The following is a 12,377-nucleotide window of genomic DNA, read 5'->3' as shown; positions in this document are numbered from 1 at the left end:
CTCCTAACGCCGGCGTGTTGGCACCACCAGCGTAGTGGCGGCGGGGAGGCACGGTGGCCATTATTCGGTGACCGGGATTGGTCAAAATAGTTTGACTATTAGCGGCTAAAATCGCCCGGCGCTAACAATGCTACCGTGGAGCCCAAAGAGGCGGCCCCGGACGTCAGCTATAAATCTCACATTTCAGGCATTGGTTGGGAGCCGACGTTTACATCGAATGGCTCGACCTCTGGCACAACAGGCCAGTCCCGTAGGCTTGAAGCACTCAGGGTTTCCCTCCCTAATTCAGAAGACCTTGGTATCGAATACCGCTCTCATGTTCAAAATGAAGGCTGGCAGGATTGGGTTTCTAATGGAGCCGTCTCCGGCACAACGGGAAAGGGCCTTCAGATTGAAGCCGTCGAGCTCAAGCTGACGGGCAACAGGGCGGCTTCTTATGACCTGTATTATCGCGTTCATGCTTCTAATTTCGGCTGGCTTGGATGGACTTCAAATGGGTCGACTGCGGGAACCACCGGTTGGTCTTATGCCGTTGAAGCAATACAGATCGTCATTGTAAAAAAGGGTGACGCGGCGCCCGGCGATACTGCTGGTGCCTATGTCCCATATGTCTTTAATTGCTCTCTTTCTCAGGTTGGGGAGACGACTAAAGTAACCCTGAATATTCCGCAGATCGAGGATATAAAACGACTCGGGATCGCTGATTCGATAAAGGTGGCAGGCTCCATGTCGTATGGAGGGAGGGTCACCCGTTCCGTCTCAAGCACGATTGCACTCGGAGATCTGGGCTCTAGCTCCAGTGAAATTGAATTTAGCGATTATGGTCCGTTTGACGTTACGTTGCAGTATTTGAAGAACGGAAACATCGTTCAAGAGGACCATCAGTCAATTGGCATTTCTGCGAGTGAGTACAACCTTGCCCCTTTGAGTGCTTCTTTCCCCGTTGTTCTCTATTCGCTATCTTTTTGGGATATCAGTACCTCTTCTGCTGGAACGACCGTTCCGTCAATTGTAATGCTCGATCGTCCAAGTGCCTATAACTGGAACTCGCTTCCATCCGGGATGTACGGTCTTCCGTATCTGACTCATGAGGAGAATGCTTCTAGTTCGAGCTACCAGGCGTTCGCGGATTATGTCGCTGCTCTCTACAAGATCAATCCCAAGGCAAAGTTCAATCTGTATATCAATGACATCACCTGTTCGTTGATCCATAGGATGATTTACGCCAACAAGATTCCCGCAGGCCAATACTCCATTCGGCTGTTGTCCGATGGATCCGCCACGTATGTCTTTACCAACGAAGCCTTTGACGTTAAGGATCCAGATTCTAAGCAAGCGGAGCTGATTACTTTATGGAACGCCGCCAAGAATAAGGAATACGAAACCGGTGAGGTCTCAAAGTCGTATAGCGATTATCACGATCACTGGGATTCTATGTATGCCGTGCTGAGTATTGAGCCTGGCACTAAGTGGTGGATGACTCGAACGAATCTGTTTACGAGTGGTGACGATAATGCCTTTGCGAATAAGATCGCGTCCGATCCCGGCGTTAAGAAGGTGAATGTTTCGGGCATGCTTACGAGCCTGCAGAATAGGGGAGAGGATACAGTCCAAGCGTTTAAGGCGCTGTACAACTTTAACGATGGCTATTTTGATACGGCGACTCAGCAGGGCAAAAAGGTAATGATGCTGCTTGGAACGTACGTTTCTTACGAGCAGAATTTTGACGACTATGCCAACTTGACCGAAGTTATCTATGGCGATGACTATTTGTATTATTACAAGGGGCATCCAAACACACCGACGGGTATGTATCCCCAAAAGCAGGAACAGCTTGACCGTCTTGGCATTACCGATGTCGATTCTTCCGTCGCTGCAGAGCTGATCCTCTTCTTTAATCCGGAGATCGGTCTGTCTGGTTATGGGTCTAGTACGTATAACTCGGCCAGTGCCGATGCTGCTGGTGGACTTTGGAATTCCACAAAGGCCGAGGCCTTGAAGCCGGGTGCCGTCATCGATTATTCCATTATGGATTGGTTTGCTTCTCCGATTACCGAAGACACGGATGCTGCTATCAGATCCCTTTGCAAACAGGGAGACTCTTGCTATCTCGTAGAGTTTTCGGATTCCATACTTGCTTCGGCAAATTACGACTTTGCTATCTATTCGCACAATAGCGGTGCTCTGACTTATTTCAAGAAGGGCGAGTCGGGCTATGATGTTGTTAAGGTGTCACGAGGCCCTCTTGACGTCTTGGCAACTTCGCATGTTTCAAATGACGGCTGGCAATCGGCCTCTAAGGGTGGAAATGCTTCCGGTACCGTTGGGCAGTCAAAAGCCGTCGAGGCTATTACTCTCAATCTGCAGAATGCTCCCTATGATGGTGCATTGGAGTACAGGACGCATGTTTCCGATTATGGCTGGCAGGGCTATGTGAAGGAGGGGAAAGTTTCTGGTACTACGGGCCAGGGCAAGTTTGTCCAGGCTATTCAGATTCGCCTGACTGGTGAGATGGCCAATCACTATGACGTTTATTATCGAGCTCACGTTCAGGATAAGGGATGGCTCGGTTGGGCCTGCAATGATCAAGTTGCCGGAACGACCGGTTTCGTTTTGAGGCTAGAGGCATTTCAGGTCGTTTTGGTCGAAAAGGGTTCGCCCGCTCCTGGGGATACGAGTCAGCCCTCTATTCAGAGAGCGTTTTCAATCAAGGCACATGTTTCAAACCTTGGTTGGCAGTCGCCTGTTTACGAAGGCATGACCGTTGGCACAACTGGCCGAAATCTTGCTGTTGAGGCGTTGACGATTAGCAAGCCTGACCTAGGGTATTCCGGCGGCATCGAGTATCGAGCTCACGTTCAAAATATCGGCTGGCAAAAGTGGGTCAAAAATGGAAAGGTTGCCGGTACTACGGGGAAGTCTCTTGCTGTTGAGGCTGTTGAAATAAAACTGACGGGAGATCTTGCCAAGCATTATGACGTTGTCTATAGGGCACACGTTCAAAGCAAAGGTTGGCTAGACTGGGTTAAATCGGGCGAGTGTGCCGGTACAACTGGTGAGGCTCTGCATCTAGAAGCGCTTGAGGTTAGGCTGGTTGAGAAAAGCTAAATATAGATCCAATTTGCCTATATACCAACGCTAATGAAGTGGGGGTGAATTGATGGGGTTGTAGTCCCCTCAATTCACCCTCCTTAGTTGCAAGTTATTTGAAAGAGACAAACCGTGCTAGACTTTATCCTTAGTGTAAGGATTTCGTTTCGGCCTCTTTCATTAAGTCGTCATCATTAATTTCTATTGGGTGAATTAAGGTGAAGTTTGGTAATCATGAATTTGCTTTATACGGTTGATAACAATTTTGTCCCACAGTTGGCCGCCAATATTTGCTCGGTTGTTTCAAATCATTCCGGTATTCAAGACATTACTTTTCATGTCTTCTCTAATGGCATTACAGAGGATAACCAGCGTTTGCTCCAGGAGATGGTGACCGAATACAACCAAAACCTTGTATTTTATGATATTTCGAACTTCAAAGATGCTCTCGGGTTTGATTTTGATACATCGGGATGGAATGAAATAGTTCTTGCTAGGCTTTTGATGGCACATTTTCTACCTAATGAGATCGAAAGAGTTATTTACCTCGATGGCGATACGATTGTTCTTGGGGATATTGCTCTTCTTTGGAATCAAGATCTTAAGGGTTGCGTGGTTGGAATGGTTCCCGAGCCAACGGTCGGCCCATCTCGACTTAATGATTTAGACTTAAATGGCTGTCTGTACCACAATGCTGGCGTGTTGCTCGTTGATTTAAAGCAATGGAGATCAACTTGTTGCGAAGATCAATTATTGGATTATTGCGAGCGCCGCTCAGGACGCTTGTTTGCGAATGATCAAGATGCTCTAAATGCAGTACTTAAAGATAAGATTTGCAGTTTATCCCCTGCGTTCAATTATTCCAATATCTTTGACTACTATCCGTTTATATTCTTAAACTCGTTAATGTCGGGCTTTTCGGATGAAAACAGTTTTAATACCGCAAGATCGAAGCCCATTGTTGTCCATTATCTCGGCGAAGAGAGGCCATGGCGGCGGGGGAATACTCATCGCTTCAATAATGAGTATCACTTTTATTTATCAGAAACGTTCTGGAAGGACGCGAAAGATGAAGATGGTTGGGGCGCTTATTTTCTTGCTTGGCGGACTTTTAATTTCCTAACCAGGCCTTTTCCTCAGCTTCGTTATAAAGTGATCAGCGGGTTGATTCCCGCATTTCTTAAATATCGTGCCTCGCAAAGAAATAAATAGGATTATGGATAAAATCAAAGACAAGTCTGTTTGCATTGTTTTACCCACATATAACGGCGGAAAGTATTTGGCCAAACAGCTTGATAGTATCTTGGAGCAAACTTGGCCTAATTGCTCCGTCTATATTCGTGATGATGGTTCAACGGATGAAACTGTTGAAATTGCACAATGGTACTGTCGGTCAAACTCCAGCATTCATTTAATTCAAGATTCAATCGGTAATCTTGGGTGCCCAAATAGTTTTTATGAAATTATCAAACGGGTTCCCGAATATGACTACTATGCATTTGCCGATCAGGATGATATTTGGAAGACCGATAAAATTGAACGGGCAGTCAGGGCAATTGAAAATAGTGGAGACAAGGTGCCGACTGTCTACTTTTCTTCCTTTTCATATGTAAACGAAGATGGCGAGACGATACGCGAGTCGGCTCCGCAGGACAAGTACCTCTCTTTTCATAACACCTTGTTTTATACTCCCGGACTAGGCTTCACGATAGTATTTAATCGCCTTGCCTGCAGGGCCTTTATTCTTGAGGTAGATCCAGGGAATGAAATGCATGATCGCTGGCTGATTCGGTGTGCTTCGGCATTTGGAAAGGTATTGTTTGATTCCGTCTGTACGGCTTCACATGTTCGTCATTCCTCTGCGGTCACGTCTGGAGATAATCGTTATTTTGATCTTTTAAAGACCTATTTTAAGGACGAGCTATTTGGTGATAGATCGAAAGATGAGAGTAAAAAGTTAAGCCATTTTTCTGCGGTGTTTTATGATGAGCTTAGTTTTGAGCAGAAACATGAGCTTGATATTTTCACCAATGATGATGGGATTATTTCAAGACTTAGGAAAGCATTTTTCCCAAAGCGTCTGCGACCTACTTTGATTTCTGATTTACTTCTTCGCGTTTTGTTTTTATTCAACAAGGCCTGATGATCCACTGCTGGAGTGATTGTGTCTAATAGAAAAACGAAAGAACTCTCTGTTGAGCAGAGTCTTGTTTGGAACAGCGTCGGCTCGATGGCGTATTTGATTTGCAACTGGCTGATTACTGTTCTTGTGGTGACACTTGGTTCCGACATTAGCATGTCTGGTAGCCTTGCTGTGGCTATGTCTGTTGGTAATATTTTTGCGACCATTGTTTTGCTTAGAGCGCGCCCCGTTCAGGTTTCTGAGAGCTATTCTGATTTTACGACTGGGAATTTTATCGCTCATAGAATCGTTGCAACAATACTTGCCTGTGTAATTTGCTTCTTCTATTGTTTAGTCTCTGTTGCATTCAACGATTGGGCAGTTGTTGCTGTTTATTGCCTATTTAAAGCTGGTGATTCATTTGTCGATGTTCTTCACGGTGTGGATCAGGTAAACAACAGATTGGACATTGCGGCTATCTCTCAAATAGTTCGTGGCGTAGGAGTTCTAGTCTCCTTTTCGTTGTGCTTGTTGCTATTTGATAACTTGGTAATAGCCGTTGCTTCAATGGCTTTTGTTACCATAGCTGTTGTGCTTACATATGATTTTAGAATGACAAAACGGTTTTGTGCCGTTATACCTGATTTTGATTTTACTTCCCTTATCAAATTGTCGCGTATCTGCTTTCCCGGTTTTGTTGCATCTCTTGCGTGCACGGCTGTTGTTAGCGTAACAAGACAGTTCTATGGCCTTTCCTATGGAAATGAGGCGTTGGGTTTTTATGCCGCCGTTGCCACTCCGACTGCCGTAATTCAGGCTCTCGTATCTTATCTATATGCCCCCCTGCTTGGACCTATTTCGGCAATGTGGCGAGAAAACGAAACTCACCGATTACGCTTAGTATTTATTAAGATGCTCGTTTCCGTATTCGTTTTGACGGCGATGTGTGCCATGGCTAGTGCTTTCATAGGCGAACCTGTGCTTACTGCTATTTATGGCAAAGAAGTTGGCCTTCACTCAGATTATCTTCCGTTGGCACTCGTTGCTACCGCATTCACTGGTTTGAACTTTTTCACTATTGATGTCTTTATTGCATTTGGGAAACCGATTATTGGCACGATTTCTGGTGCCGCTTCGTTAGCGTTGGCCGTGTTTCTTTCTCGTTATTGTTTTGTGAATCCGGTATTTGCTTCTGATGCAAATGTCATCAATATCATTATCTTGGTGGCATACGGTTTTGGATTATTATTTTCCTTCCTTTGTATAATTAACCTATTAAATCGGAAGGCGAAGCAATCTGTCACATCCGAACTGTAAATTCGCTCTCCTTGTTTCGATAGGGTTTTTCAGTTCGACTTGGGCTGTTTGATTGATATTCTGTACTGAGGATTCAGATGATGCATGAATTAAGAGCGCTGGTTATCATCCCAGCTTTTAATGAAGAGGCGAACATTTTAGATACGGTTTCTTCTGTGGAGGAAGCTGGATACGATTATGTAGTTATTAACGATGGCTCCACTGATGACACTTTGCGTGTTTGTCGCGATGCGGGGGTTAATGTCCTGGATTTACCGCAGAATCTTGGCATTGGAGGCGCGGTTCAAGCCGGACATAAATATGCCAAACGCTTTGGCTATGATGTAGACATCCAAGTTGATGGTGATGGGCAGCATGACGCCCATTACATATCGCGCTTGCTTGATGAAATAAATAATGGGTCTGATTTAGTTATCGGATCGCGATTTCTTGAGGAATCTGAAGGCTTCAAGTCAACCTTCTTGAGGCGTCTTGGAATTAGATGGCTCTCTGCGGTAATTCATCTTACAACTCACGTTCGTGTTAGCGACCCCACTTCTGGTTTTCGCGCATGTGGATCTAAGGCCATAGATCTGTTCTGTAAAAAATATCCCGTAGACTATCCGGAGCCGGATTCTGCTGTTGCGGCTATGGTTAAGGGCCTTCGCGTTACAGAAGTGCCTGTCGTAATGAAAGAACGACAGGGGGGAAAGTCGTCAATTTCTGGTTTTAGTAGCATTTATTACATGATAAAGGTTACTTTGGCGATTATCATCTCTTCATTCTCGAATTAGGACGGGTTGTTATGCATATTTCCTTACACTTTGGTGTCATTACTGCTTGTTTAGTTTTGCTTTGTTTTGTGCTGCGTCTTGTATTAAAGGATAGCCTTCAGCTCAAGTATTCACTTCTTTGGATTGTTCTTGCATTGGTTTTGTTGGTATGCGGCCTCTTTCCGCAACCTCTTTACTTCATTTCAAGTTTATTTGGTTTTCAGACTCCAGCCAATTTTGTTTTTGTCTTAGGGTTTTTATTTTTGATATGCATTGTTCTTTCTATGGCATGTCTGTCAAGTAAACAATCTTCTGCAATTGCTAACTTAACTCAACGAATTGCATTGCTTGAAAAAGAGCTTGAATCAAAAAATAGGGAGTAATGCCATGTGCTTGGCAAAAGATCATACATTTGTATTGTGCGCATACGGCGAGTCTCCGTACTTGTCTGACTGTTTAGATTCTTTAGTGAACCAAAGCACCCGAAGTAATATCCTTATATCGACGTCAACTCCTAATTCCTATATTGATCGTATAGCGTCTAATTATTCGATTCCGGTAATTGTTAACGAGGGGTCGCCTAGCATATCTCATGACTGGAATTGTGCTATTGCGAATTCAAATACAAAGCTTGTGACTATAGCTCATCAGGATGATATCTATAGCTCTAGTTATACGGAAACTATGCTGCGGACTATGAAAGAAGCGGATCGACCTTTAATCTTCTTTTCTAATTATGGTGAGATAAGAAATGGCGTATATGAAGAAAACCTCCTTATTCTGAAAATTAAGAGAATTTTACTTCGTAAGTTTGCTCGCCACGGCGCTCTTTCATCGGTTAAGGATAAAAGGGATATCCTGAGGTTCGGTTCCGCCATCTGCTGTCCTTCTGTGACATTTAATCTAAGCATCTTACAGACACCGTTATTTATGACAGACATGAAATGTGACTTGGACTGGGAGGCATGGGAAAGATTCTCGAAAATCGACGGATCTTTCGTTTATTCTCCCGAGGTTTTAATGTTTCATCGAATTCATGAAGGCTCTGAGACCACGGCGTTGATTAAAGATGATACAAGGAGGTCGGAGGATGAAACTATGCTTCAAAAATTCTGGCCCAAGTGGTTTGCTCCAATAGTCTGTAGCCTGTATTCGCTTAGCATGAGAAGCAATTCTTTATGACGCTGCAACAATGCCGGCGTAAGTTGAACATTTATCGAGACGGAGTTGTAGAGTTATGAATCTAGATACCTTTACTGGTCATCTGAAACTATCTGATAGTTATCGAAAAGCTCTGACGTTTATCGTTTATCCACTTATAGCTGCACTCTCTCTTTGCTTGGGATTTTTCTACTATTGCGCCTTTAAAGCCAGCGCTATCGGATTGCCTGGGCTATGGCTCTCGGCTCTGCCCTTAATCGCCTGCTTGTTCGTTGGTGTCCTATTATTAATTAAAGAGCAGCACAATCCCGCAATTTGCTTTGTGGTGATTGGTGTGCCCGCTGTAACTGCTTTTGGCCTTTTCATGCTGCCCGCTAATGTTCCAGACGAGGCTTCTCATATTTGGCAGGCGGCCGCCTTATTGTCTCGTAACGGCAATGGCTTTGATGTTGTCTCTTGCTTCCAATTGGGTCAGTTTCCTTCATCGTACGCAGATTATTTTAATGCAATGACTCAGCCTACCGATTGGTCTAGCGTCTTTGTGTGCCATACGTATTTGGGGAGCTATTACCCTCATCTTTATTTAATTCCGGGAGTAATTCTAGGATTTGCGCAGCAAACGGGTTTCAATGCCTTTGTGGCCCTTTCAGTTTCGCGCGTGTGCGCTGGATTAATATATTGCTTCGCGGCTTATTGGATAATCAAACTGATGCCAGTTGGTAAAAATGCTGTTTTGATTTTTTTACTAAATCCCATTTTATTGCAGCAGGAAGCGTCTGTTTCGGCTGATTCTGTCGCAAACATTGTTGCCATTTTGTACGTTGCTGTAGTTGTTAAGATTTATGCGGACTCGTTGTACTCATATCGATCTCTGCTGGCGTTAATACTGCTATCCGTTTTACTGCTTCTTTCAAAGATAATGTTTTTCCCGTTGGTACTCTTGAATCTTATTCACTGGAAAAAACTTAAAGGAACAGACAGCTATATAAAGTTCATCTTTTCCTTCTTTGCGATAGCTTTTGTTGCGAGCTGTGCGTTCGTGTCTCTTTATCATGGTAGTTTCATGCCAGATTCTTTTGATTTGATGCGAGCGCCGCTGCATTGCGCAAAGGTCTTTATTAAGTCTATTTGGGAGATGGGGCCATTCTGGTTTCAATCCTATGCAGGTTACAATCTTGGCGCTCTTTCGATTAATGTTTGGCCATTTTGTTTTTGGCTTTACATCATTCTTCAGTCCGTTGTTCTGTTTTATAACGATGAGAATAATAAAAAATTATTCTGCAGTACGGATCGCTTTGTAATGATTGCTGTTGTATTCGTCAATTTCTTCCTGATTGTTATGACGATGAGGAACTGGACTCTTACTGTTGATAAGCGTGAAGATATTATCATGGGGGTCCAAGGACGATATTTATTCCCACTGGTCCTTCCGGTTCTGTTGAATATCTTGCGACCGATAAAATCAAGTTCTGAAGGACATGTCTTGCTTGGTTCTTCATTGATAATGAGTACTATTCTATTTGTTGACTTTATTTCAATTCTTTCTGCGTTTTAGGAGTTAGTGTTTCATGTTGAACCTTCTTGAGGGCATTGGTTACACCGTTAAAGAAGAGGGCTTTTATAACGTCCCCAAGAAGGTCTCCCATGTACTCTCAATGCATAGGCCTCGATTTGATTTTGGCTCTCGCCAAGACAATTCTTTTTTTGATGTTATTTTTATTAATGGATGTGATTATTCCGTTCCGCATCCTATTAGGTACCGTGTCGATCATCAGATTGAGGAACTTGAGGCTGCCGGCTTAACGGTCCAAAAGGTTAATGCCTGGGAGATGGAAAAGGATATTCTTAGGCATGCGCGTACTTTTATTATTTTCCGTTGTCCCCTAAGTGATGAAGTTGAATCTTTAATTAGGCAGGCAAAAAAACTCAATAAGCGTGTTATTTATGACATTGATGATTTGGTTATCGACACTGCTTATACCGATTCTATTCCGTTCGTTAATGCAATGACTGCTCATGATAAGTCTTGCTATGACGATGGAGTCAGGCGAATGGGTGAAACACTGAAGCTTTGCGATTGCGCTATCACTACTACTGAGGGTATGGCGGAAGAACTAAAAAAATATGTTCCCAGGGTCTATATAAATAGAAATGTAGCATCTGAATCGATGATTGATTATTCGAATATTGCTATCTATCGTCGAGATGTACTCCCCAGCTTGCAAAGCTCAAGCGTCTTGCCCGAGGATAGGGTTCCCTATAAGCGAGCGGTTGAGCGAAGGGATGAAAAACAGAAAACTCAGGAAATCAGAATCGGCTATTTTAGCGGAAGCATTACCCATAATGCAGATTTCAATTCAGTGCTCCCAGCATTATCTAAGGTAATGGAGACTCATCACAACGTCACCCTGATGGTGGGCGGGGAACTCGATGTTCCTGATGACTTGATGCCATTTTCTGAACGTATTGTCACGTTCCCATTTTGCGATTGGCGTCGGCTTCCAAATTATATAGCTTCCTGTGATATCAATATCGCTCCTTTGGAGAATACTCTATTCAATCGAGCTAAATCCGAGAATAAATGGATTGAATCATCGCTTGTTAAGGTTCCTACGGTTGCTAGCAATGTTGGCGCCTTTAAGAAGATGATTCAGGATGGCGTTACTGGATTTCTCTGCGATTGTGTTGAGGACTGGTGTGCTGCCCTCAATCGTCTGATATTAGATTCTGATCTTAGGAAGAGCGTCGGCGAATCTGCATATTTATACTGCCATGAGCACTGCACTACTGTTTCGGCTGCTAAAGCAATCCGAGATATTATTGTAAAAGAACAATCTCCCAATCTCGCAATGGTCATGCCGAGCGTGAATACTAGCGGTGGTGTCTTAGTCGCCCTTAGGCATCTGTGCATTCTTCAAGACGCTGGCGTTGATGTATTGTTGCTTAATACTGATGATTCAACAAAGTGGCTTGAAGTTTCCGGACATCGTATTCCTGTTCTTAATCGTGTCGTTCCTAGCGGTAAGCTCGATAAATGTCCTTTGTCGGGTGCAATTGATACCGCAGTTGCAACCCTTTGGGACACTCTTGATTTTGTTAGGCGCTATCCACGTATTGGTAAGAAAAAGTACTTGGTCCAGAATCTGGAGACCGATTTTTATCTTCCAGGAGATAGACTGCGCCTTCAAGCAAATGCCACGTATTTGAATAATGATATTGACTATTTGACAATTTCGCCTTGGTGTGAGGAATGGCTTCAGGACAGGTTCGGTCAGGATTGTAAGTCTGTGCCAAACGGACTTGACCTTGCTGCGTTCCCTCATTCTGTGCGCGATTTTTCTTTGCCCAAAATTAGGATTCTAATTGAGGGGGATTGCGGTTCTGATTATAAAAATGTTGATGAAGCTTTCAGGGTAGTGGAAAGGCTTGACTCTGAAAGATATGAGATTTGGTACATGAACTACACTGGTAAAAAGAAGCCTTGGTACCGTATTGATAATTTCCTCGGTAGAGTACCGCATGATCAAATATCAGACATCTATAACCAGTGTCATATTTTATTGAAGACAAGCATTCTCGAAAGTTTTTCATATCCCCCGCTGGAGATGATGGCGACCGGCGGCTTTGTTGTTGCTGTTCCCAATGGAGGTAATGCAGAGTTCCTTCGCGACGGATTGAATTGCTTGCTTTATGACCGGGGAGATATTGATGCTGCGGTGAGCTGCATTAATCGCATCGTTAATGATCACGGTCTTCGTAAGACGCTGTATGACGGGGGATTGAAGACTGCGGAGGAGAGGGACTGGTCAAAACTGACGGATAGAGTCGTTCGCCTATATGACTGATACTATAGTTTTAATGTGATGGATGCATACTTGCGGCAACGTAGACCTTTAAGTTGACGTTGCCGCAAGCATGCAATGTCTGGCTGCTTT

At 43.9% G+C, this 12,377-nt stretch carries 9 protein-coding genes; all 9 read left to right on the top strand.

Going from position 1 to position 12,377, the window contains the following annotated elements:
* Positions 1-135 precede the first annotated feature (135 nt).
* The 9 genes from AAAX59_RS00785 (at position 136) to AAAX59_RS00745 (ending at position 12,287) form a co-directional block, all read left to right on the top strand.
* Positions 136-3,108 (top strand): hypothetical protein, encoded by a 2,973-nt coding sequence (locus AAAX59_RS00785; protein WP_349070019.1) that lies wholly within the window; start codon positions 136-138, stop codon positions 3,106-3,108.
* A gap of 216 nt (positions 3,109-3,324) precedes the next feature.
* The gene (locus tag AAAX59_RS00780; protein ID WP_349070017.1) at positions 3,325-4,302 is read left to right on the top strand and encodes a glycosyltransferase family 8 protein; all 978 of its coding nucleotides are present in this window, start codon (positions 3,325-3,327) and stop codon (positions 4,300-4,302) included.
* A gap of 4 nt (positions 4,303-4,306) precedes the next feature.
* Positions 4,307-5,233 carry a glycosyltransferase family 2 protein gene (locus AAAX59_RS00775; protein ID WP_006236225.1) on the top strand — a complete coding sequence of 309 codons (927 nt, stop codon included), beginning with the start codon at positions 4,307-4,309 and terminating at the stop codon, positions 5,231-5,233.
* 21 nt (positions 5,234-5,254) lie between these two features.
* Positions 5,255-6,529, top strand: a complete 1,275-nt coding sequence (locus AAAX59_RS00770) for an oligosaccharide flippase family protein (RefSeq protein WP_138341626.1) — start codon at positions 5,255-5,257, stop codon at positions 6,527-6,529.
* Between the two features lie 77 nt (positions 6,530-6,606).
* On the top strand, positions 6,607-7,302 hold the full coding sequence (locus tag AAAX59_RS00765) for a glycosyltransferase family 2 protein (protein WP_082222965.1): 696 nt from the start codon (positions 6,607-6,609) through the stop codon (positions 7,300-7,302).
* An 11-nt stretch (positions 7,303-7,313) separates the two neighbouring features.
* Positions 7,314-7,664, top strand: coding sequence for a DUF2304 domain-containing protein (locus AAAX59_RS00760; RefSeq protein ID WP_349070016.1), 351 nt, complete (start codon positions 7,314-7,316; stop codon positions 7,662-7,664).
* A gap of 4 nt (positions 7,665-7,668) precedes the next feature.
* The gene (locus tag AAAX59_RS00755) at positions 7,669-8,463 is read left to right on the top strand and encodes a glycosyltransferase family A protein (protein ID WP_349070013.1); all 795 of its coding nucleotides are present in this window, start codon (positions 7,669-7,671) and stop codon (positions 8,461-8,463) included.
* Positions 8,464-8,518: 55 nt separating this feature from the next.
* The gene (locus AAAX59_RS00750) at positions 8,519-9,997 is read left to right on the top strand and encodes a DUF2142 domain-containing protein (protein ID WP_040360056.1); all 1,479 of its coding nucleotides are present in this window, start codon (positions 8,519-8,521) and stop codon (positions 9,995-9,997) included.
* Positions 9,998-10,010: 13 nt separating this feature from the next.
* Positions 10,011-12,287, top strand: a complete 2,277-nt coding sequence (locus AAAX59_RS00745) for a glycosyltransferase (RefSeq protein WP_349070011.1) — start codon at positions 10,011-10,013, stop codon at positions 12,285-12,287.
* Positions 12,288-12,377: the final 90 nt, after the last annotated feature.

Origin of the sequence: Collinsella sp. CLA-ER-H2, assembly GCF_040092405.1 — a bacterium.
GTDB lineage: Bacteria > Actinomycetota > Coriobacteriia > Coriobacteriales > Coriobacteriaceae > Collinsella.
The sequence above is the reverse complement of the archived record's forward strand: the minus strand, read 5'-3'. Positions and strand labels throughout refer to the sequence as shown.

Bases quoted from the DNA above. Each gene is read 5' to 3' on its own strand.
- AAAX59_RS00780 (WP_349070017.1), top strand. From the start codon at position 3,325: ATGAATTTGCTTTATACGGTTGATAACAATTTTGTCCCACAGTTGGCC.
- AAAX59_RS00775 (WP_006236225.1), top strand. From the start codon at position 4,307: ATGGATAAAATCAAAGACAAGTCTGTTTGCATTGTTTTACCCACATAT.
- AAAX59_RS00765 (WP_082222965.1), top strand. From the start codon at position 6,607: ATGATGCATGAATTAAGAGCGCTGGTTATCATCCCAGCTTTTAATGAA.
- AAAX59_RS00760 (WP_349070016.1), top strand. From the start codon at position 7,314: ATGCATATTTCCTTACACTTTGGTGTCATTACTGCTTGTTTAGTTTTG.
- AAAX59_RS00755 (WP_349070013.1), top strand. From the start codon at position 7,669: ATGTGCTTGGCAAAAGATCATACATTTGTATTGTGCGCATACGGCGAG.
- AAAX59_RS00750 (WP_040360056.1), top strand. From the start codon at position 8,519: ATGAATCTAGATACCTTTACTGGTCATCTGAAACTATCTGATAGTTAT.
- AAAX59_RS00745 (WP_349070011.1), top strand. From the start codon at position 10,011: ATGTTGAACCTTCTTGAGGGCATTGGTTACACCGTTAAAGAAGAGGGC.